The 20599-nt window shown below is 63.8% G+C and carries 19 protein-coding genes and 2 pseudogenes; 12 read left to right on the forward strand and 9 right to left on the reverse strand.

Annotated features, from left to right (window positions below):
• The 3 genes from ABIB14_RS11690 to ABIB14_RS11700 form a co-directional block, all read left to right on the forward strand.
• Positions 1 to 388: tyrosine-type recombinase/integrase (locus ABIB14_RS11690; RefSeq protein ID WP_354236048.1), on the forward strand; the 388-nt coding region annotated here is incomplete at its 5' end.
• A gap of 47 nt (positions 389 to 435) precedes the next feature.
• Complete coding sequence (locus ABIB14_RS11695) at positions 436 to 1338, forward strand: tyrosine-type recombinase/integrase (protein ID WP_354236049.1); 903 nt, start codon at positions 436 to 438, stop codon at positions 1336 to 1338.
• Complete coding sequence (locus ABIB14_RS11700; protein ID WP_354236050.1) at positions 1335 to 2330, forward strand: tyrosine-type recombinase/integrase; 996 nt, start codon at positions 1335 to 1337, stop codon at positions 2328 to 2330. The genes ABIB14_RS11695 and ABIB14_RS11700 overlap by 4 nt, the downstream gene beginning before the upstream one ends.
• A 119-nt stretch (positions 2331 to 2449) precedes the next feature.
• On the opposite strand, the pseudogene ABIB14_RS11705 reads toward ABIB14_RS11700, so the two are convergent.
• The 5 genes and pseudogenes from ABIB14_RS11705 to ABIB14_RS11725 all read right to left on the reverse strand — a co-directional run.
• Positions 2450 to 3229: pseudogene (locus ABIB14_RS11705) on the reverse strand (IS630 family transposase); the annotation flags it as partial.
• A 138-nt stretch (positions 3230 to 3367) separates the two neighbouring features.
• On the reverse strand, positions 3368 to 4270 hold the full coding sequence (gene purU / locus ABIB14_RS11710; RefSeq protein ID WP_354236051.1) for a formyltetrahydrofolate deformylase: 903 nt from the start codon (positions 4268 to 4270) through the stop codon (positions 3368 to 3370).
• 144 nt (positions 4271 to 4414) lie between these two features.
• Entirely contained in the window at positions 4415 to 5365 is a 951-nt protein-coding gene (locus ABIB14_RS11715; protein WP_354236052.1) for a carbohydrate ABC transporter permease, read from the reverse strand.
• A complete protein-coding gene (locus ABIB14_RS11720; protein ID WP_354236053.1) occupies positions 5362 to 6180 on the reverse strand; it encodes a carbohydrate ABC transporter permease in 819 nt (272 codons plus the stop codon). The genes ABIB14_RS11715 and ABIB14_RS11720 overlap by 4 nt, the downstream gene beginning before the upstream one ends.
• A gap of 95 nt (positions 6181 to 6275) precedes the next feature.
• Positions 6276 to 7628, reverse strand: coding sequence for an ABC transporter substrate-binding protein (locus tag ABIB14_RS11725; RefSeq protein ID WP_354236054.1), 1353 nt, complete (start codon positions 7626 to 7628; stop codon positions 6276 to 6278).
• 151 nt (positions 7629 to 7779) lie between these two features.
• Here ABIB14_RS11725 and ABIB14_RS11730 point away from each other — a divergent pair, with 151 nt between their 5' ends.
• The 7 genes from ABIB14_RS11730 to ABIB14_RS11760 all read left to right on the forward strand — a co-directional run bounded on the left by ABIB14_RS11730 (position 7780) and on the right by ABIB14_RS11760 (position 14548).
• Entirely contained in the window at positions 7780 to 8781 is a 1002-nt protein-coding gene (locus ABIB14_RS11730) for a LacI family DNA-binding transcriptional regulator (protein ID WP_354236055.1), read from the forward strand.
• Positions 8782 to 8842: 61 nt separating this feature from the next.
• On the forward strand, positions 8843 to 10006 hold the full coding sequence (locus ABIB14_RS11735; RefSeq protein WP_354236056.1) for a cupin domain-containing protein: 1164 nt from the start codon (positions 8843 to 8845) through the stop codon (positions 10004 to 10006).
• 93 nt (positions 10007 to 10099) lie between these two features.
• Positions 10100 to 10747 carry an alpha/beta fold hydrolase gene (locus ABIB14_RS11740; protein WP_354236057.1) on the forward strand — a complete coding sequence of 216 codons (648 nt, stop codon included), beginning with the start codon at positions 10100 to 10102 and terminating at the stop codon, positions 10745 to 10747.
• A complete protein-coding gene (locus ABIB14_RS11745) occupies positions 10744 to 11679 on the forward strand; it encodes an ester cyclase (RefSeq protein ID WP_354236058.1) in 936 nt (311 codons plus the stop codon). The genes ABIB14_RS11740 and ABIB14_RS11745 overlap by 4 nt, the downstream gene beginning before the upstream one ends.
• Positions 11680 to 11703: 24 nt before the next feature.
• The gene (hisD, locus tag ABIB14_RS11750) at positions 11704 to 13026 is read left to right on the forward strand and encodes a histidinol dehydrogenase (protein ID WP_354236059.1); all 1323 of its coding nucleotides are present in this window, start codon (positions 11704 to 11706) and stop codon (positions 13024 to 13026) included.
• Complete coding sequence (locus tag ABIB14_RS11755; protein ID WP_354236060.1) at positions 13023 to 13796, forward strand: SDR family NAD(P)-dependent oxidoreductase; 774 nt, start codon at positions 13023 to 13025, stop codon at positions 13794 to 13796. The genes hisD and ABIB14_RS11755 overlap by 4 nt, the downstream gene beginning before the upstream one ends.
• Complete coding sequence (locus ABIB14_RS11760; protein WP_354236061.1) at positions 13793 to 14548, forward strand: HpcH/HpaI aldolase family protein; 756 nt, start codon at positions 13793 to 13795, stop codon at positions 14546 to 14548. The genes ABIB14_RS11755 and ABIB14_RS11760 overlap by 4 nt, the downstream gene beginning before the upstream one ends.
• Before the next feature lie 55 nt (positions 14549 to 14603).
• On the opposite strand, the gene ABIB14_RS11765 is transcribed toward ABIB14_RS11760, so the two are convergent.
• The 4 genes and pseudogenes from ABIB14_RS11765 to ABIB14_RS11780 all read right to left on the reverse strand — a co-directional run bounded on the left by ABIB14_RS11765 (position 14604) and on the right by ABIB14_RS11780 (position 17067).
• Entirely contained in the window at positions 14604 to 16097 is a 1494-nt protein-coding gene (locus tag ABIB14_RS11765; RefSeq protein ID WP_354236062.1) for a M20/M25/M40 family metallo-hydrolase, read from the reverse strand.
• Positions 16098 to 16167: 70 nt separating this feature from the next.
• Positions 16168 to 16419 carry a DEAD/DEAH box helicase family protein gene (locus ABIB14_RS11770; RefSeq protein ID WP_354236063.1) on the reverse strand — a complete coding sequence of 84 codons (252 nt, stop codon included), beginning with the start codon at positions 16417 to 16419 and terminating at the stop codon, positions 16168 to 16170.
• 35 nt (positions 16420 to 16454) lie between these two features.
• Positions 16455 to 16779 (reverse strand): annotated as a pseudogene (locus tag ABIB14_RS11775) (hypothetical protein); the annotation flags it as partial.
• A gap of 84 nt (positions 16780 to 16863) precedes the next feature.
• Complete coding sequence (locus tag ABIB14_RS11780; protein WP_354236064.1) at positions 16864 to 17067, reverse strand: hypothetical protein; 204 nt, start codon at positions 17065 to 17067, stop codon at positions 16864 to 16866.
• A gap of 116 nt (positions 17068 to 17183) precedes the next feature.
• Between ABIB14_RS11780 and ABIB14_RS11785 the strand changes: the two genes are divergently transcribed.
• Together ABIB14_RS11785 and ppsA are read left to right on the forward strand one after the other, a co-directional pair.
• Entirely contained in the window at positions 17184 to 18002 is an 819-nt protein-coding gene (locus ABIB14_RS11785; protein ID WP_354236065.1) for a pyruvate, water dikinase regulatory protein, read from the forward strand.
• Positions 18003 to 18153: 151 nt separating this feature from the next.
• Entirely contained in the window at positions 18154 to 20544 is a 2391-nt protein-coding gene (ppsA, locus tag ABIB14_RS11790; protein ID WP_354236066.1) for a phosphoenolpyruvate synthase, read from the forward strand.
• Positions 20545 to 20599 lie beyond the last annotated feature (55 nt).

The following is a 20599-nucleotide window of genomic DNA, read 5'->3' on the forward strand; positions in this document are numbered from 1 at the left end:
TGATCGGTACTCACTGACCATCGCACGATGGCTCACTACGTCGCCGGAGCAACGCGCAACTGCGGAGATCTACACCACTCCACGGGACGTAACCCCGCAATGCCCCTACCGTGAAGTGTTCGTCACCGTGCGCAGGCCGTACCGGCCGATCAGCTCCGACGTTGTTGGTGCGGTGATGAGCCGGGCCAGTGGCCGGGCGGGAATCGGCCAGGTTGGTGCGCACCGGCTGCGCCATACCCTGGCCATCGGCCTCCTGGAATCCGGGTCTGGACTGTCCCAGATCGGGCAGGTACTCAGGCATGAGAGCGTGTTGGCTACCGCCATCTACGCCAAGGTTGATCACCACCGGCTGGCCGAACTTGCCCGGCCATGGCCGGAGCTCAGGTAGCCGTCATGGACTGCGAAATGGATCTCCTGTCCTTGGGGGACGAGTACTTGCAGTTGCGGCGCCAGCTTGGCTTCAAGTTGGTGACGTTCTCCAAGGAACTGCACAGCTTCCTGAAGTTCATGGCCGCCAACCACGCCACCGTATTGACCACCGATCTTGCCGTGCAGTGGGCCATGAACGCGCCGCGGAGCACTGATCGATACACGTGGGGCAGGAGGCTGATGATCGTGAGAATCTTTGCCCGATACGCACACAGCTGCGATGACCGTCATGAAGTTCCGCCGGCGGACATCCTGCCCTGCCCCAGCCGCCGGGCCCTGCCCTACATATATTCTGACGCTGAGATTCGGGCGTTGATGGACGCCGCCGGAAAGATGCAACCACCCTTCCGGGGGTTGACGCTGGCAACCTTTATCGGCCTGCTCGCGGTGACCGGAATGCGCACCGGCGAGGTGCACCGGTTGAACCTTGAGGATCTGGACCTTGCCACGGGAATCATTAGGATCCACGACGCGAAGTTCAACAAATCACGCGATCTGCCACTCCACCCCACCACGGTCGCAGCACTGAGTTCCTATCTTCTGCACCGGGCTGAGTTTCTGGGCAAGGATGGGCCAACGGCAGCGGTGTTCCTCGACACGCTCAAGCACCGGCTCCGAGACCACGGAGTGACCCTCTACATGGGTGACTTTCTGGAGGCGGCGGGCATTGCCCCGGTGGGCCGGGCGCGGCCGCGGCTGCACGACCTCAGACATGCCTTTGCCACGCAAACCCTCCTGCGGTGGTATGCACAAGGCCGGGATGTGTCGGTGAGCATGCCGTTGCTGAGCACGTATCTGGGTCACGTCGACCCACAGGCCACCTACTGGTATTTGACGGGCACGACGGAATTGATGGGCCTTGCGGAAGACCGACTCTCTTCCGCCGTGGAGAAGAGGTGGGAATCGTGAGCGTCTTCGCGGAGCTGTTGCAAGGATTCTTTATCAACAAACTGATCAATGAGCGCCAGGCCAGCGCCCACACTGTCGCCTCGTACCGGGACACCATGAGTCTGCTGCTGCACTATATGAGCGACGCTCACGGCCATCGCCCGGACGAATTGACCTTCGCGATCTGCAACGCCGAGGCCATCGGAGGGTTCCTTGCGTATCTGGAAGCGGAACGAGGCAATTCAACGAGCACCCGCAACACGCGGCTGGCTGCGATCCGTTCGTTCTATCGTTACGCCTCATATCGGGACCCCCAGGACCAGGCGCTGATCAACCAGGTACTCTCGATTGGTCCCAAACGCGGCACCAGGCACGTTGTTTCCTACCTGACGGATCCTGAAATCCAGGCGCTCCTTGATGCTCCCGATCAGTCCTGCTGGCACGGGCAAAGGGACCATGCGCTCCTGCACACCGCCATCTATACGGGGCTGCGCGTTTCGGAACTCACCGGGCTCCTCGTCTCCGACGTGCACCTTGAACGCACCGGGGCCTACGTTCAGTGCGTTGGCAAGGGCCGCAAGACCAGGCGCACACCGCTGGCACGGCCGACCAGGGACGTGTTGGCCCGATGGGTGCAGGCAAATGATCTGCGCGCTGACCAGGTTCTCTTTGGGACTGTCTCTGCGCACCGGCTGAGCCGAGACGCCGTGGCCAAAATCCTTCGCCACCACCAGGCGACAGCGATCAAAGCCTGCCCAAAATTGGAAGGCAAAACCCTGACACCGCATGTCCTGCGGCATACCTGTGCCATGCAGCTGCTCCAAGCGGGCATCGACATCAATGTCATTGCGATGTGGCTCGGGCACCAGTCGACGGAAACCACGCAGATCTATTTGCATTCAGACATGAGGGCCAAAGAAAAGGCCCTTGCTCAACTCACCATCGATGGCCGGCAGGTTCCAGGCCGCTACCACCCGGACGGCGAGCTCCTGCAGTTCCTGGCAGGCCTTTGACCCGACCCGATTATGCCGACCAGACGGGACCCCACACCCCGCAACTCCGGGCAGGAACCCAGCAGGGTCGGCATAATCCCGAAGTCACCATAAAACTACTAATGCCGATGTCGGCATTAGTAGTTGTCCATCACAAGGTGCAGTTCAACGCCCGGGTACGTACAGGCAACGTGCTTGAGGAAGCTCAGGAATTCCTTGTGTGTGTGGGCCGGTTTGCACGTGCCGGTGAGTTTCCCGGTCGCGATCTCCAGAGCCGCGAACAACGTCGTGGTGCCGTGGCGGACATAGTCGTAGGTTTGCTTCTCCGGAACGCCGATCTGCATCGGCAACAACGGTGCCGTGCGGTCCATCGCCTGAATTTGCGACTTCTCATCAACGCACAGCACGACAGCGTTCTCAGGCGGGGCAAGGTAGAGCCCGACCACATCAACGACCTTCGCTTCCAGCTCCGGGTCCGTGGAGAACTTGAACGTCTCCGCCTTCCACGGCTTCACGCCGTACTCGCGCCACGTCTTGGCCACAGTGGAGAAATCCGTCTTCAGATGCCTGGCCAGCAGCCGTGAAGACCAATGCGTGACCCCGAGCGATTCCGGCGGCGGGGCCAGGGTTGCCGCGATGATCTTCATCCGGTCGATCTCGCGCGGCCGGCCCGAACGCTGCTCGTCCTCCAACCCGGCCAAGCCCCTCGCTTGGTACTTTCCGCGCCGCGCAAGCACCGTCGGCACCGAAACACCGACCGCCGCCGCTATCCGAGTATTGGGCGCACCGTCAGCAGCCATCAAAACGATTCCTGCCCGTTGAGCCAACCCCGCCCGCATCGACGATGACCGGGACCAGCGGGACAAAACATCAAAGTCACCATCGCGAATGACCAGGGCCGGGGCAGGAGGATGAGCCATGCCCCATTCTCCCAAAAACCAACCCTATAATCACTTTAGACACGCGCCACTAGTTGCCGAAGGGGTTTGGGGGCCGGGCGCGTCCTCGGATCTTGCTCGAATCCCTATCAGCTCCATGCGCGTGCTAACTGGCCATGGCTATTTGAGGATGACAGTCCGGTTCCCTAGGAGGACCACCCTGTTCTCGCAGTGCCAGCGGACGGCATCGCGCAGGGCAGCACATTCCGCATCACGGCCGACGGCGGCCAGATCGGCCGCCGTGTAGGTGTGGTCGACGTCGATGACCTGTTGGGCAATGATGGGGCCCTCGTCGAGTTCGGCGGTCACGTAGTGGGCTGTCGCGCCCACAGTCTTCACACCGCGCTGGTGTGCCTGGTGGTACGGTTTGGCACCCTTGAAGCTCGGTAAGAACGAGTGGTGGATGTTGATAATCCGCCCGGGGAGCTTTGTCGAAAGTTCTTCGCTGAGGACTTGCATGTAGCGGGCGAGGACGATGAGTTCCACGTTGAGATCGTCAACGATCTGCAGGAGATCTGCCTCGGCTGTGGCCTTGGTCTCAGGTGTTACCGGGAGGTGAAAAAACGGGATACGGTGCCAGTCAACGAGCGCTTCGTGGTCCCGGTGGTTGGAGACGACGGCGACGATCTCAATTGGCAGGTCATCAGTTCGGGCCCGGAACAGTAGGTCGTTCAGACAGTGGCCGTAGCCGGAGACCATGATCAGTACCCTACGCCGCCGTCCGAGTGCTTCGATCTGCCAATTCATGCTCCAATCGTTTGCCAGCGGCGCGAAGTCCTTTCGGAGGTCCTTGCTTTGACATGCCGGTGAGGATGACGACACCTGCACGCGCATGAAGAAGTGCCTTTCGTCTCTGTCTCCAAATTGCTTGATGTCGCGCACGTCGCATCCGTGGGCAAGGAGAAAGCCTGAGACTGCGTGGACTATGCCAGGCGCCTCTGCGCAGTCGAGGGTAAGGACATGTCCGGCTTCGAGGGTCTCGGCGTAGTTTGGGGTGATTTGCAGCAGGGCTGGTGTATTCATGGTCCCGTTCGTTCAACATCGCGGAGCCGCTGTCGGGAACGGCCCGCCTGGAAGCTGGACCCTGCCCGGCTGTTCCGGGTCAGGGTGTGCATGGTGACGTTTGGACCGGCGCTCCACGCCGAGGCATCGGGCAGACTCATGGGCCTAACCTTTGATGGCCCCGCCGGTGAGTCCGCTGACGAGGAACCGCTGGGCTAGGAAGGCCAGAGCGATGATCGGGAGGGCCATCAGAATGCTGGCGGCAGCGATGAGCTGGTAGAGGGCAGTGTCTTCGGCGATCCCGAAGGATGCGATGAACACGGACAGGGTGGTCGCATGCTGTTGCGTCAGTACAACGGGAATCAGGTATTCCTGGATGGCCAGCAGAAAGGTGAAGATGCCAGCGGTGACCAGCCCGGGGCCGGCGAGGGGCATGATGACGCGACGGAACGCCCCGAAGCGGCTGCAGCCGTCGATCTGGGCCGCTTCTTCCAGTTCCCTGGGCAGCTCGGTGAAGAAGTTCCGCAGTAGCCAAATCGTGAATGGCTGGTTCACTGCAACCAGTGCGATGATCAGCATCAGCTGGGTGTCGTAGATGTTGAGGGCCTGTGCGATGGAGTAGAAGGGCAGGACAACGACGAAGCGCGGCAGTGAACGGAATACGAGGGCGAGCACGAGCAGCCACAGCGAGATCCGCGAGTCAAAACGGGACAGTGCATAGGCCGCAGGTGCGCCCACGACCAGTGAAATGATGACCGTCACCACGCCGACCACGATGGTGTTCATGCCGAACGACGCGAATTCAGTGGCGTACCACAGCTGTTCATAAGCCGTGATCTGGGGGGCGAAGCTCCAGACCGGTGGCGAAACGAACGCGTCCGTGTAGGGCTTGATGGAGGTCAGGAGTGCCCAGAAGAACGGAAACACGGCCACAAACGAGGCAATCGAGAGCCCGGTGTAGGCGAGGATCGTCCGCCACCGGGGTCGGCGTCCGATGGTGGTGTTGCTCGTGGCACCTCGCTTGCGCCGGAGGGGTCGTTCCTGGGCGCTGGGTCCGGGCTTGGGCTCCTGAGGGGGAACAGGGCTACGGACGCTGAGGTCGGTGTGTGTGCTCACGCGGATTTCATCTCCCGCCAGGTCTGGCGTATGAAGGGTACAAGGAAGATCAGGATGATGATGATCGTGATGACGTTGATGGCGCTGGCAAGTCCGAGTTGCTGCGTTTCGCCGAGCGCGACGTTGTAGACGTAGGTCATGAGGGACTCCGTACCCACGGTCGAGGCGGCCGGGGTGATCATCCGGACGCTGTCGAAGACCCGGAAGCCGTCCATGATCGAGATCAGCGCGATGAAGCCGATGAAGCCGCGGATGGAGGGCATCACGATACGCCACTGGGTCTGCCACCAGCCGGCCCCGTCGATGGCGGCCGCCTCGATCCGGTCGCGGGGAACGGACTGTAAGGCTGCGACCAGGACGAGGATGCCGAATGCCGACTCGTGCCAGATGCTATGGAAAATGAGTAGGAACTTTGCTGCGGTCGGGTCCGTGAACCAGTCTGGTGCGATACCCAGGGGTGCCAGCAAGACGTTGATGAAGCCCCCGAACGTGCTGTTGAAAAGCCAGGAGAAAACGAGCGCGCCGATAACTGTTGGCACGACGTAGGGCACCAGAAGCAGACCCAGGAAGAAGGCCCGTGCCTTGGCGTGGACGGCGTTGAGCATGAGCCCGACGACGTACCCCCCGGCAATTTTTCCTACGGTCATCGCGGTGGTGTAGAGGGTCGTGAACCCGGCTGCCGCCCAGAACCGCTGGTCACCCAACGTGGTCGTGTAGTTGGTGAAGCCGACGAAGACGCCTGGGTCGCCGTAGCTGACCTTCCTAAAGCTGTCGAAGGCCGTGATGAATAAAGGCCCGGCCATGAGCAAGGTCATGACCAAAATACTGGGGCCGACGAAGATGAAGAATTCGCGTCGTCTCAGTGGACCCACCTCCTAATATCTGTTGTGGCGGATTCGCCGCGGAAGAGCTACTTCAGGTACCCGGCGGTCTTCAACGCGGCATTGGCTGCCGCGTCTGCTTTGCCGAGTGCATCCATCGGATCCCCCGTGCCGTTGACTGCCTCGACGATGAACGCGCGGGTGCTCTGCTGGATGGTCGGCATGAACGGTTTCAGCGGCAGGGTTTCGGCGCCGGCCTTCAGGGTGTCAAGTGCGGCCTGCCAGTAGGGGGCCTTGGCCTGCAACGCCGGATCGTTGAGTTTGCTGGTCCGGGAAATGACGGCGAACGGTGCTCCGTTGGTCATGGCGGCGTCACCGACAGAGGTCGCCATGACGCCGGCGAGCGTCTCGAACCCAACCTTGGAATTCTTGGCGACGGCAAACCCGTCCTGGGTCCACTGGGCGGCGGGCTTGCCTCCTGCCTTCGCCGCCGGTGCCGGTGCGAAGGCGAAGTCCTTGGCGAACTTCGACAGGGCCGGATCGATGAGGGTGGCGCCCCGCCCGGCGTAGACGATGCCCATGGCGGCCTGCCCGTTCTGCAGGGCGGCGACGGCTTTTGCATTGTTCAGTGTCAAGGCGTCGTTGGACATGTAGGTCTTGAGTTTACGCAAATCATTGATCGCGGCTGCCCCTTCGGGGGTGGCCAGTGTGGGACGTCCGTCGCTGTTGACCCAGGAGCCGCCCTGGCTGGTCAGCGCGTTGTTGAAAGCAGTGGAGATATCGCTGTCCGCATTGAACGACGCGACGAAGGGCGTCTGGGACTTGCCCGCCGCCTTGATCTTGTCAGCCGCTTCATACAGTTCGCCATAGGTCTTCGGCGCCTGGATGCCCAGGCTGTCCAGAATGTCCTTGCGGTACATCAGGATGTGGACGTTCTGCTGGTTAGGCAGGGCGTAGAGGTGCCCGTCATACTTCATCTTCTCCAACAGCGCAGGGTCGATATCGTTGACCCCCGAGGCTTCACCGTTCTTCGCCACCCACTCGTCCAACGGCGCCAGCCATCCCTTGGAGGCGTATTCGACCAGTGTGGTGTTGTAGACCTCTACGATGTCGTAGGAGGCGCCGTCTGCCTGTTGGGAGAGCGAAAGGGGAGCCTTTTCCAGCTGGGCCGAGAAGTCCACTGGCGAATGGTTGACCTTGAGTTTCTTGACGTCGTTGCAGGACCCGGTCATGGCCTTGGTGAAGGGGTCCATGCCGGGAGCGCCGTAGGCCAGGATGTTCACGGTCGCAGGGGCGGCGGGTTCCGCCGCGAGGCAGGTACCTTTGACCCCGGATGCACTGGAGATCTGGCTTCCGGCGCCGCAAGCGGCAAGGGAGGCCATCGTGAGGGCGGCAACGGTGAACAAGAGGGGCCTGCGGCCCAGGACGCGGGGAGGTTTCAAAACGCCACCTTCAGGATTTGGTGCCCCTAATGGGCATGAATACGTATGTAATAGAGTGTGTCACAGCTAACATGTTGTCAAGAGATCGACGGCAGATGCTGGTTGGCGGACAGTCCGCCAGCGCTGCCTGAAACGGAAAGTGAGGCACCTCATGGTTGCCACGAGTCGAGATGTAGCCCGCCTTGCCGGGGTCTCCCAGCCAACCGTTTCGCGCGCGCTGCGGGGGGATCCCAGGGTTACCGCGGAAACGCGCCGCCGTATCGCGGAGGCCGCCACGGCCCTGAGTTACGTACCCAGCCAGATGGGCCGTTCCCTCTCGACGCAGGCCACGCATCGGGTGGCCATGGTGGCGGATCTTGCGAATCCGCTCTATCCGCTGATCCTGCCGGCGATCCACGACGCACTGGCGGCCCGGGGCTACGGGATGGTCCTGCTCGCCGAACGCGAGGAGGACGGCTCGGGATACTCACCCCTGCTGGACCGCTCGGTTGATGGCGTGCTGCTCACCACCACTCGGCGGGAGTCGGCCTTGCCGTTTGAGCTGCACGGGAGGGGAATTCCGATGGTCATGCTGAACAGGGTCGGCGGAATGGTCGATTCAGACAGCGTGGTGGCGGACAATGTGGAGGCCGGCCGGACTGCCGCCCGGATGCTCATCTCCGCCGGGCACCGGGAAATCGGTCTTCTCGCCGGGCCCGTTGAGGCGTCCACCAGCGTCGATCGCGAGACCGGAATCCGGGAAGCATTGGCTGATGCGGATATTCCCCTGCGTTCGGCGCGCGTTGTCCGCGGATGGTTCGGCCACGGGTCCGGCGACGCCGGCATGCGCAAATTGATGTCGCTCGAGCAGCCGCCCCGGGCGGTCATCTGCATCAGCGATTCCGTTGCCATCGGTGCCCTGAACGCGGCCCGGGATCTCGGCCTCCGTGTGCCAGCGGACGTGTCCATTGTGGGCATTGATGACGTTCCAATGTCCGGCTGGCCCATTTGCAACCTCAGCACTGTCGCGCTCCCGCTGCCGCATATGGCGGAGGACGCTGCGAACCTGCTCGTCGACAGGTTGCTGGGGATATTGCCGGATGAGCCGGTGCGCCACATTCACCCGGTGCAGGCCATGCCCCGCGGCACGCACTCTTCCTCGACGCAGATCTAGGCCTCACTTGCTGGTGGTGCGACCCCTTGACATGCATTCAATACATACGTATACATGAGCCATGGGAAATAATGTGAAGCTTGAATCCGGAGCCGCGTTCGTTGATGAAACCGAGCTTAGGCGCAGAACTATCCGCCGCAGCGACTACGTCAGTTGCAACCAGGCGTTTATCGATTGCCGTACGCCCGGCAGCGATACGAAGGAGAACTACTCGATCATCGGGCCCGGGGTAACGCAGAGCGCCCAGCAGGTCGTGAACCTTCGCGAGCCCCACGGGTTTAACATCGGCGCTGCCGCGATGCCGGACGGTGTGGTGAACAACCTCCACCTTCACTTCACCGCCGAAGTATTCCTGAACTGGAGCGGCACCTGGAATATGCGTTGGGGTGCAGATGGCGGCGACGGGGAATTCCTCTGTGAAGAAGGAGACATCGTCAGCGTTCCCACCTGGATCTTCCGCGGGTTCACCAACGTGGGCGGATCACGTGGCTGGCTGTTCACCGCGCTCGGGTTCGACAACACCGGAGGCATCATCTGGGGACCTTCGGTGCTGAAGGAAGCGGAAAAGCATGGCTTGTTCCTGACCGTTGACAATCAGCTGATCGACACCGTCGCCGGTGACACAATTCCGGATCATGTCGAGGTCGTTCCGCCGCTGCCACGGGCCGAGATCGACCGGCTTCGCACCTGGTCTGCCGAGCAGATGCAGCAGCGCGTGGTCCGTCAGCGGGACCTGGACTGGAGTGGCCGGCCGTTCATGTGCAGCGAACTGCCCGGTGGAGGGGCCGAACTCGCCACGGTCATCGGCTACGGCATGACCGAGGACCGGGACCAGGTCCCGCCGATCCACTATCCCCACAACTTCAACCTCGCATGGTTGCGCGCCGTCAAGGACGAAGGCATGCTCCAGCACCGCCATGATCACAGCCAGGTACTGATGGGTTACCACGGCTCATGGCTGGTGACGCTGAACGACGGCGACCACAAGGTGGCGACAGTACTCAATCCCTACGACACGGTATCCGTGCCGGCAGGCGCGTGGCGGACCTTCACCGCACTGGATGATGAGGCCCAGATGCTGGTCGTGAACAGCGGGGACGGACGGGTCCGCCTGGAATGGCCATCGGAAACTCTCCGCCATGCCGAAGACAAGGGGCATGCCGCCGACGCTGCAGGATATGTCGCCTCGTGGAACGTTGTACGCTACTCGACCATCGACGACTGAGCTGAGGACATGGCCCCGCACCGGACGGATGAACAGGTCCGAACCTGGATCCGGGTTCCGGGCATGCTGTGCACGGCAGGAATATTTACCGCCATGGACCCCTACCTTAGTCTGGGCGGCACGACGCGGGACGTCCCGATCCGGGGCACCACGCTGGACGAGGCCTCAGGACATATCATGGCGCTTGCCAAGGACCAGCCCGGACCGGTGGGGATCATCGGACTTTCACTGGGTGCCATCATCGCGATGGCAGCCGCCGTGAAAGATCCGGGCCTCTTTGACAGCGCGATACTGATTTCGACCAACCCCCGGGGCCCCAGACCCGAACAGCTCCAGGCCTGGGATGCCATGGCCCGGCGCAACCGGGCCGGAGCCCTGCACGACATCGCGGCTGAGACCGCGCCGGCGCTGTTCGCTCCGGACCGCAGCACCGGTCCGCTGCCGGGGGTGGGGGCCGCCATGGCCAACGACGTCGGCCGGGACGACTTCGCGGACCAGCTCGGCATCCAACGAAGCCGCCGCGACCTTCGCCCGGAACTGGCCAGGGTCAATGCACGGACCCTGGTCCTCGCCGGATCCGAAGACCAGCTGTGCAGCCCGGAAATGCACCAAGACATCGCCGCGTCCCTGCCCAATGCCGACTTGGAAGTCCTGGCCGGCGCCGGCCACCTCATGACCCTTGAAGATCCGGCATCCACAGCCAACATCATCAACCTCTGGAATTTAAGGAAATCTATATGACGCCCCATTCGCCCGGCCTCCGAGCATTCGGGTTCGACGGCCCCGTCGACTACATCAAACGCATCACCTACGACATCTGGAACCTCCCGCACCGTAATCTAGAGCTCATCCGCAGGTACTACGCGCCGAGCACGGCAATCCACCTCGACGCGGGCGACCTGGTGGGCGACGAAACCGTCATCGCCAACACCCATGCGCGGCTTCGCACCTACCCGGACTTCCACGGCACCATCGATGACACGATCTGGACCGGTTCAGAAGAGGAAGGATACCGGACCTCCATGCGCTGGACGTGGACAGGGACCGACACGGGCGGCACCACCTACGGCCCTGCCACCGGCCGGCCGGTAACGTTTACGGCCATCGCCAACTGCATCGTCCGCGGCGAGGTCATCATCGAGGAATGGCTGGGCGCCAACCCTCTCGCCCAGGCCCGTCAGCTCGGCTACACCCTCGAAGACGCCCTGGAGGCCACCCGCTACCCCCAAACTCCCCGGGTGGCACGCCCGGCCTTTGACTTCACCCGCACGGCAGAGGGAGACCTGGTCCGGCAGGCGTTCACCGGCGCTCTGGACGGCTGGATTGAATCCGGGTTTTACGCCGCCGACTGCGCGACCGCCTTCGCCCCGGACATCCAGCGAGACGGAGCCGGTGCCATGACCGAGTGGGCCAACGGGTTGCGGGCCGCCCTCGGGCCCCTTGCGGCAGAGATCGATGACCAGTACTCGCTGCAAGCCTCGGACACGCTGCCGCTGCGTGTTGCCACCCAGTGGCGGATCGCCGGGACCGGCCCGCAGGGCCCGGTCGAGTTCAGCCTCATCAGCCACCACCATCTCGTCGACGGGCGTGTCACTGCACAGTGGCTGGCCTACGACGAACTCGCCCTCGCCCATCAGGGCATCGCCTTGCCCCAGCCAGCCACCGCCGTCTGACCATCAACCTTCCCGGAGAAAAACATGCCCCACGTTCTGAAGTCAGCCATCCCGTCCGGCCACACCGGCAGCAGCAAACCGGAAGTCCGGGCCACCGTCGAGACCATTATTGACGACATCCGCAACCGTGGCGACGCCGCAGTCCGGGAATACTCGGAGAAATTCGATGGATGGAGCCCGGAATCCTTCCGGCTTAGCCCGGAACAGATCGCGGAGATCATTGCCACTCTGCCCCGGCAGGTGATCGAAGACATCACCTTCGTCCAGGATCAGGTCCGCCGCTTCGCCCAGGCCCAGCGCGACTCCATGACGGACATCGAAATCGAAACGCTCCCCGGCGTCCGGCTGGGCCATCGACACCTTCCCGTATCCTCCGCCGGAGCCTACATCCCCGGCGGCCGCTACCCCCTGACCGCATCAGCCCACATGACCATCATCACCGCCAAAGTCGCCGGCGTGCCGCGGGTGGCCGCCTGCACCCCGCCCATCCGCGGTGAAATTCCTGCAGCAACCATCGCCGCGGCCCACATGGCCGGCGCCGACGAGATCTACCTGCTCGGCGGAGTGCAGGCCGTAACGGCCCTCGCCGTGGGAACGGCCGACATTCCCAAAGTGAATCTCATTGCCGGACCGGGCAACGCCTTCGTGGCAGAAGCCAAACGTCAACTCTTCGGCGAAGTAGGCATTGATCTCTTCGCCGGACCCACCGAAATCCTGATCATCGCCGACGAGTACGCGGACCCGTTCATTGTCGCTGTCGATCTGCTCAGCCAGGCCGAACACGGTCCTGACTCCCCGGCCGTGCTCATTACCACCAGCGCCGCACTGGGGACCCAGGTCCTGGACCACATTGAACAGATCCTGCCGGGCATGCCCACCAAGGATTACGCCGGGCCGGCCTGGCGGGACCATGGCCAGGTCCACGTCGTCGACTCACTTGACGAGGCCTACGCCCTGGCGGACACCTTCGCCTCCGAACACGTCGAGGTCCTGACACAGGAGCCCCGCGAAGCCCTGGATAAGATGCGCGAGTACGGTGCGCTGTTCCTCGGCGAAGGGACCTGTGTCTCTTATGGCGATAAGGTCATCGGCACCAACCACGTCCTTCCCACCAAGGGCTCAGCCCGCTACACCGGCGGCCTCTGGGTCGGAAAATACCTAAAGACTGTCACCCACCAGGAAGTGACAGACACGGCAACTTCGGCGCTGCTGGGCGAGATCTGCGGCCGGGCCAGCCGCGTCGAATCCTTCGAAGGCCACGCCCGCTCGGGCGACGTCCGCGCGAGCAAGTACAGCGGCGCGGACCTGCCCTGGTCCTCCCAGCCTGCCGCGGCGACGAACCCATGACCCTCCCGCTGACAGGGCGCACCGCGCTGGTAACCGGCGCCGGCAACGGCCTCGGCAAGGCTATCACCGGCCACCTGATCGAAGCCGGAGCCCGGGTCATCATGGTCGGCCGGAACCTGGATAAACTCGCGCAGACCCGCGATGAGCTCGGGCTGGCCCAGGACCAATGCAGACTTGAAAGCTGCGACGTCGCTGATCCGGCCTCGGTCGAGCGGCTGGCACTGGCACTCAGGGACGAATCCGTGTCCATTCTGGTCAACAATGCCGGAATCCCGGGACCGGTGTCGGACCTGGTCGGCATCGATCCGGGCGACTGGGACGAGGTCTTCGCCACCAACGTGCGCGGTGTGTACCTGATCTGCAGGGCTTTTCTTCCAGCCATGATGAACGCCCGCAGCGGCGACATCATCAACATCGCATCAGTGAGCGGGAAACGGCCCTTGGTGGGGCGTACCTCGTACTGTGCCTCGAAGATGGCCGTGATAGGACTGACCACAACCCTGGCCGCCGAAGCCGGCCCGTATGACATCCGCGTCAACAGTCTCTCCCCCGGTCCCGTCCGTGGACCGCGAATGGAACGCAACTTCCGGATGGAGGCCGAACGCTCGGGGACCTCCTACGACCAGTCAGAAGCGGCCTTCGTCTCCCGGGCGGCCCTGGGCCGCATGGTCGAGGAAGAGGAAGTCGGCCAGGCGGTCGTTGCGATGCTGCAGATGCGGGGACTGACCGCAGCAGACATCGACCTCTCAGCGGGCATGGCGGCCCGATGAGCCCCCCGCCGGCACCGAAGCCGCTCAAATCACGGCTCACCGACGGTGACCGACTGCGCGGACTGCTGGTCCGCGTCCCGGCACCCATGCTGATCGACATGGCCGGGACCAACGGGTTCGACTTCATCTTCCTCGACACCGAACATGGGATCGCGGACCAGAGGGACATCGCCGAGCACATTACCGCCGGGCGGGCGGCGGGGCTGCCCACACTGGTTCGAATCGGCGAAGGCGAGACCGCCCTGGCCCTGCGGGTCCTCGATGCCGGCGCCGAAGGCGTCATCGTGCCGCACGTCCGCACTGCCACCGAGGCATCGGCCGCTGTCCGTATGGCTCACTACCCGCCATTGGGAGACCGGGGGTTCGCCACCTACACGGCAGCGGGAAGCTGGGGGAAGGCCACAGCTGAGGAGCACGCCGCGAAGGCGGCTGCCGCCACCATGGTTGTGGCCATGATCGAGGACGCCGAGGGTGTGTCCAACGCCGGCGCAATCGTGCAACACCCCGGCATTGACGTCATCTTCGTGGGGCCTTCGGACCTAGCTGCGGCCCTGGGCTACGACGCGGCCCGGGCGGACGAAGCCCGTCTGCAGGTCTGGGCGGCCGCGGCCTCGGAAGGACGACCCGTAATGGCCATCGTCTCCACCGCCTCCCAGGCCCGTACCGCGTGGGATCAGGGAGCAGCGATGGTCGTCCTGAATGCGCAGTCCGCTATCGATAGTTGCCTGGCTGACTGGGCCGCCGGGTCCTAAGCACGGATAGGGGTGGCCCGGTTTCCACCGGGACACCCCTATCCCCTGTGTTCGGTCAGTTCCGGCCCGCTGCGGGGGTCCGCGCCACGGTGTTGGCAAAATCGCCAAGATAGTCGACGGTGAAATGCATGAGTTTCTCCACCGAGCCGACAGTGAAATACTCATCCGCGGCATGTGCCCGATCCCCGTGGCCGAGCCCGGCCACGCTGAAGGGAATCTGCTTGCCCAAAGCGGTGAAGAGCGAGGCCGGGCAGCAGTTGTTCGCGATCGGCCACACCGCTGTCTCCACGCCGTAGCGTGCGGCCGTGACGATCCCCGCATCCAACAGCACGTCGCAGTCATCGGGCATGGACGGCGCCCCGGCATAACCGCGCGGAATCTGAATCTCCACGTGGCCGAATCCGCGCCGGTCCAGATGCCCGCGCAAGGCTTCCACAAATTCCGTCGGCGTCATCCCGGGGGGAAACCGGAAATCGACCCGGGCGCTTGCCTCGCCCGGCAAGGACGTATAGAACGTCGGACCCTGGTAGCCGCCGACCATGCCCTGGATGTTCATGTTGACACCGGTCATGTAATTTTCCACATGGTCCGCGATGTCCTTTCCGGCTAGCGCCCGTTCAACATGCAGATTGCCGAGCATGTTTGCGGACCATTCAGGGTTGTCGCGAAAACCCGCAGACACCCGAGCGATGTCGTCAGCGAACTGCAGCGAGGCGGCATCGGCGACAGCTCTTACCCCATCGATGGTGACACGTTGCTCGTCGTCGTACATGGTGGCAAGGGCGCGGACCAGCTGCATCATGGGCGCATCAATCCATGCCGAGTTCCCGGCCCAGATGTGCCGCCCATCGGCGGGGCCGCCCCAGTGCCCGCCACGGCAGGTGATTTGTGCGAAGACACACCCCTTGAAGCCCCGGCGGATCGTCATGACGCCTGCGGAGTTCTGCTGCATGCAGGGCAGCCAGATGCCGTCCGCGCTCAGCAGCAGCTCCCGGTGTTCCTCCACGAATCCCGGGAGGCTCGGGCTTCCGATCTCCTCTTCACCCTCGATTACGAAGATCAGGTTTACCGGCAACTCCACGCCGGCCCGTTGCATGGCTTCGACCGCGAGAATCGCGGCGATCACGGGGCCCTTGTGGTTGTTTGCTCCCCGGCCGGCCACGACAGGGCCGAGATGAGGCAACAGTCCGAGGTCGCGGGCATCGACAATCTCAGCTGCCAGCGGGTTCACCGTCCACTCATGCGCCATAGTCGGGGTAACGTCATACAAGCCGTACACGATCAGGGTCGGAGCCGACGGCCGGGGCGACCGGACCGTCCCCAGCACCACGGGGTACCCGGCGGTGGGGACGATTGCAGCGTCAGGGCACACACGTCCCAACAGCGCGGCAAAATGCTCTGCGGCCGCCTCGATACCCTCCCCGGTATCGCTGAAAGAAGGCAAGCGCAGCGCGCGGCGCACCTCATCCATCGCCAAGGTACCGTCGTCGTCGATGATCTGATGGGCCGCAGCGAACTCCGCACGAGGGCCGGCAAGGGTATTGTTCATCCGGCAAGTATCAGACATGCATACGTATACTTCAACCGTTAGCCCAGAAATACCAAATCAGCGGCGGGCGTCAGCGTCCCGCGAGTAACGCGAGAGCGCTCTCAAGGACCGGGCTCACGATGCTCAGGACGGTTTTCACTCCGGCTGCGTCGGTTGCGCTCTCTTCGGTGACGGTGAATTCGCGAGGTTGGAGACTTCGAAGATGCATTCCGTTGGTGTAGCTGTAGTCCCCGATCAGGTCCGAGTGTGCCCGGAGGAAGCGTTCTTCGGCCACGCCACCGCCGTAAAGCTTGACGCTCGCGGCGGACCAGATATTCGGCATGTTCACCTCGCCCACAGTTCGACACTCTGGGGGGTCGCCCGCGGCTCGGCAGCCTTGGAAGTGTCCTGCCGCCACACGGGCCCGTACCCGCTGCAGCGGTAGCGGCGGATGTTCACCAGCAGCGTGGTGGGGCGTCACCCGAAGGGTTCATGGCGCAGCCGGCGGGTCACTGTGTCCCGGGGAACGCCCTGGCACCGGCACTTCCGGCACCAGTCATCAGTCATCAGGATCAATAACACGGCAGGCAAGGACGGTACGATCCGGGCGCACATACTGCCCGCTCACCCGGGGAGAACCGTCATGATGCCCAGCCGAAAACCGGAACCACCCCGGCCTCCCCCAAGGCCACCGTAAACTGATAGCCACCCACCCTCAACAGGGGGTACTTAAGAGATACAAGCCGGATAAGCCGGCAGGTTGAACCGTGGACGCGCGGCGCGACCGCTAGCCGGCCGGGCTCACAACGTCCTCCAGCACCGACCGGTCGAAGAAGCGGATCTCACCGGTTTCCGGAAAGAACACGGGAACCACAGAGGTACTCGGGTCCTTGGACGTCTCGTAGATTTCGGGGGCACTCCCATGCCTGCGGGCAATGGTGCCGATCTGATCCGTACCGCGGACCCTGACAGTTCGATATTTATAGCTCATCCGGCCTCCTTTGGTGATGTGGGTCACAGCCTACTCCCCGAAGCCGGACCGGCGTCGGGCGTTCGGCAGGTGAGTCATGGAAGAACACTCGACCCACAGTGGTGCACAATGCGTTCATGACCAATGACGCTCCCCGCCCGGTCTACTTCCTCTCGGACAGCACGGGCATCACCGCGGAAACGCTCGGCAACACCTTGCTGACGCAGTTCCCCGCGAACGACTTCGACCGCATCACCATCCCCTTCATCACCAGCGTCGACCAGGCCCGCACCGTCGTGAAGACCATCGACGCGATGGCCGCGCACGGCCTGCGGCCGATCGTCTTTTCCACCGCAGTGGGCACTGACATCCGCCAGACCCTGGCCACGTGCCGGGGCATCATCGTGGACCTCATCGGGACCCACGTCGGGCAGCTGGAGCTAGCCCTGGAAGCCCAAGCCAGCGGAGAACCGGGCCGGGCCCACGGACTGGGCAACGCCGCCCGCTACCAGTCCCGGATGGCCGCCGTCGAATACGCCATGGAGCACGACGACGGCGCAAGCCTGCGCGCGCTCGAAAAGGCGCAGGTCATCCTGGTGGCCCCGTCCCGCTGCGGCAAGACACCCACCACAATGTACCTGGCACTGCAGCACGGTATCTTCGCCGCCAATTTCCCGCTGGTGGACGAGGACTTTGAACGCGAAGGACTGCCCAGGCCGCTGCGGCCGTTCGTTTCGAAATGTTTCGGCCTCACCACCAATCCCCTGCGCCTGAGCCAGGTCCGCACCGAGCGTCGCCGCGGCTCGCCCTACGCGTCGCTGCGTCAGTGCGGTTTCGAGCTGCGCAGCGCCGAGCGCTTATACGTCTCACATGGGATTCCATACCTGAACTCGGCCAGTGTGTCGGTGGAGGAAATGGCCGCCACCATCCTCCAACAGATGAAGCTCAAACATTAGAGAAAAATTTCACAAGTGGAGTGCGACGCACGTCATATGGAAACACCGGCGAAGACCTGAGAAGGTGAACAGGAATTGCGCCCACCAACCGGCGAACGCCGTGCGCGTGGCGGCGCCGCCGCATGCCACCATCTGCGAAGGAGCAGTAACTATGACAACAGACATCCTGTGGTTCTCGGAACTCGGACTTAAGGACCTGGACCGGGTGGGCGGCAAGAATGCCTCCCTCGGTGAGATGGTGCAGAACCTGACCTCCGCCGGCGTGCAGGTGCCGGACGGATTCGCCACGACGGCGGACGCCTACCGTGCATTCCTGGCCGAGTCCGGCCTGGACCAGAAGATTGCCGACCGCCTGATCGGCCTGGACACTGACGACGTCACAGCCCTGGCCGCGGCCGGCCAGGAGATCCGGACCCTGATCCGCCAGATGCCGTTCCTGCCGGCGTTCGAGGCGCAGGTCCGTGATTCCTACCGGCAACTCGTGGACAAGCACGGCGGCTCCGAGGATCTCTCCTGGGCCGTCCGTTCCAGCGCCACGGCCGAGGACCTGCCGGACGCCTCCTTCGCCGGGCAGCAGGAAACCTTCCTGAACGTCCGCGGCATCGACAACATCCTGCTGGCCATCAAGGATGTGTTCGCGTCCCTCTACAACGACCGCGCCATTGCCTACCGGGTGCACCACAAATTTGAGCACGCCGAGGTGGCACTCTCCGCGGGCGTGCAGCGGATGGTGCGGTCCGACATCGGGTCCTCCGGCGTCATGTTCACCATGGACACCGAGTCCGGATTCAACGACGCCGTCTTCGTCACCTCCTCCTACGGCCTCGGCGAGGCCGTCGTCCAGGGCGCCGTCAACCCGGACGAGTTCTACGTCTACAAGCCGGCGCTGCTGGCCGGCCGCCCGTCGATCCTCAAGCGCGGCCTGGGCGAGAAGGCGCTCCAGATGACCTACACGTCAAGCCGTGAAATCGGCCGCACCATTGACTTCGTTCCGGTGGAGGCGTCGCTGCGGAACCGCTTCAGCCTTGACGACGACGACGTCGAGCAACTCGCCCGTCACGCCCTCGCCATCGAGGCGCACTACGGACGCCCGATGGACATCGAGTGGGGCAAGGACGGGATCGACGGCGGCCTGTACATCTTGCAGGCACGCCCCGAAACTGTGCAGTCCCGCCGGGCCGCCGGCAGCCTGAGCCGCTTCCGCCTCAACGGGACAGGGCGGACGCTTGCCGAGGGCCGCGCGATCGGGCAGCGCATCGGCGCCGGCCGCGTCCGCATCCTCAGCTCCATTGACCAGATGGCCTCCTTCGAAACCGGCGATGTCCTCGTCGCCGACATGACCGACCCGGACTGGGAACCGATCATGAAGCGTGCATCCGCGATCGTGACCAACCGCGGCGGACGTACCTGCCACGCGGCGATCATCGCCCGCGAACTGGGGATCCCCGCCGTCGTCGGCACCGGCGCCGCCACCGACGCGCTGCGCGACGGCCTCGAGGTCACCGTCTCCTGCGCCGACGGCGAGACCGGGTTCATCTACGAGGGGCTCCTGGACTTCAGCATCGAGGAAACCGAGATCGCCCAGCTGCCCGAGGCCCCGGTCAAGGTCATGATGAACGTCGGCACCCCCGAGCAGGCCTTCACCTTCGCCCAGCTGCCCAACCACGGCGTGGGCCTGGCCCGGCTGGAGTTCATCATCAACCGCCAGATCGGCATCCACCCCAAGGCACTCCTGAACCTGGACGAGCAGCCCGCGGACGTGGCCGCGGAAATCCGCGAGCGGATTGCCGCCTACGACAGCCCGCGCGATTACTACATCAAGCGTCTGGCCGAGGGCGTGGCCACGATCGCCGCGGCGTTTGCCCCGGAGCCGGTGATTGTGCGGATGTCCGACTTTAAGTCCAATGAATACGCCAACCTGATCGGCGGTCCGGCCTACGAGCCGCACGAAGAGAACCCGATGCTCGGCTTCCGCGGCGCTTCCCGCTACCTCGAGCCGTCCTTCCGGGACTGCTTCGACCTCGAGTGCGAAGCCCTGTCCTTCGTGCGCAACGAGATGGGGCTGACCAACGTCAAGCTCATGATTCCGTTCGTGCGCACCCTGGACGAGGCCCGCGGCGTCATCGAACTGCTGGCGGAGAACGGCCTCACCCGCGGCGAGAACAACCTCGAGGTGATCATGATGTGCGAGATTCCCTCCAACGCCCTGCTCGCCGACGAATTCCTGGACTACTTCGACGGATTCTCCATCGGCTCGAACGACATGACCCAGCTGGCCCTGGGCCTGGACCGCGACTCCGCGATTGTCTCTGGCGGCTTCGACGAACGTGACCCCGCCGTCAAGAAGCTCCTGAGCATGGCCATCAAGGCCTGCAAGGCGCGGGGCAAGTACGTGGGCATCTGCGGCCAGGGTCCCAGTGACCACGCGGACTTCGCCGAGTGGCTGGTGGGCGAGGGCATCGATTCCGTCTCGCTGAACCCTGACACGGTGGTGGATACGTGGCTGCGCCTGTCGGCAGCAGCCGGCCCGACGGCGGACTGACCTTCGAAGGAACCGGTGCTGCGGGACAGGTTCGCGCCCGTCCCGCAGCATCGCA

The sequence above is a fragment of the Arthrobacter sp. UYEF3 genome, assembly GCF_040546245.1.
GTDB lineage: Bacteria > Actinomycetota > Actinomycetes > Actinomycetales > Micrococcaceae > Arthrobacter.

Coding starts and splice junctions, on each gene's coding strand:
- purU (WP_354236051.1), bottom strand. CDS start 4,270: ATGAATACACCAGCCCTGCTGCAAATCACCCCAAACTACGCCGAGACC.
- ABIB14_RS11720 (WP_354236053.1), bottom strand. CDS start 6,180: ATGACCTTGCTCATGGCCGGGCCTTTATTCATCACGGCCTTCGACAGC.
- ABIB14_RS11730 (WP_354236055.1), top strand. CDS start 7,780: ATGGTTGCCACGAGTCGAGATGTAGCCCGCCTTGCCGGGGTCTCCCAG.
- ABIB14_RS11735 (WP_354236056.1), top strand. CDS start 8,843: ATGGGAAATAATGTGAAGCTTGAATCCGGAGCCGCGTTCGTTGATGAA.
- ABIB14_RS11740 (WP_354236057.1), top strand. CDS start 10,100: ATGGACCCCTACCTTAGTCTGGGCGGCACGACGCGGGACGTCCCGATC.
- ABIB14_RS11745 (WP_354236058.1), top strand. CDS start 10,744: ATGACGCCCCATTCGCCCGGCCTCCGAGCATTCGGGTTCGACGGCCCC.
- hisD (WP_354236059.1), top strand. CDS start 11,704: ATGCCCCACGTTCTGAAGTCAGCCATCCCGTCCGGCCACACCGGCAGC.
- ABIB14_RS11755 (WP_354236060.1), top strand. CDS start 13,023: ATGACCCTCCCGCTGACAGGGCGCACCGCGCTGGTAACCGGCGCCGGC.
- ABIB14_RS11760 (WP_354236061.1), top strand. CDS start 13,793: ATGAGCCCCCCGCCGGCACCGAAGCCGCTCAAATCACGGCTCACCGAC.
- ABIB14_RS11765 (WP_354236062.1), bottom strand. CDS start 16,097: ATGAACAATACCCTTGCCGGCCCTCGTGCGGAGTTCGCTGCGGCCCAT.
- ABIB14_RS11770 (WP_354236063.1), bottom strand. CDS start 16,419: ATGCCGAATATCTGGTCCGCCGCGAGCGTCAAGCTTTACGGCGGTGGC.
- ABIB14_RS11780 (WP_354236064.1), bottom strand. CDS start 17,067: ATGAGCTATAAATATCGAACTGTCAGGGTCCGCGGTACGGATCAGATC.
- ABIB14_RS11785 (WP_354236065.1), top strand. CDS start 17,184: ATGACCAATGACGCTCCCCGCCCGGTCTACTTCCTCTCGGACAGCACG.
- ppsA (WP_354236066.1), top strand. CDS start 18,154: ATGACAACAGACATCCTGTGGTTCTCGGAACTCGGACTTAAGGACCTG.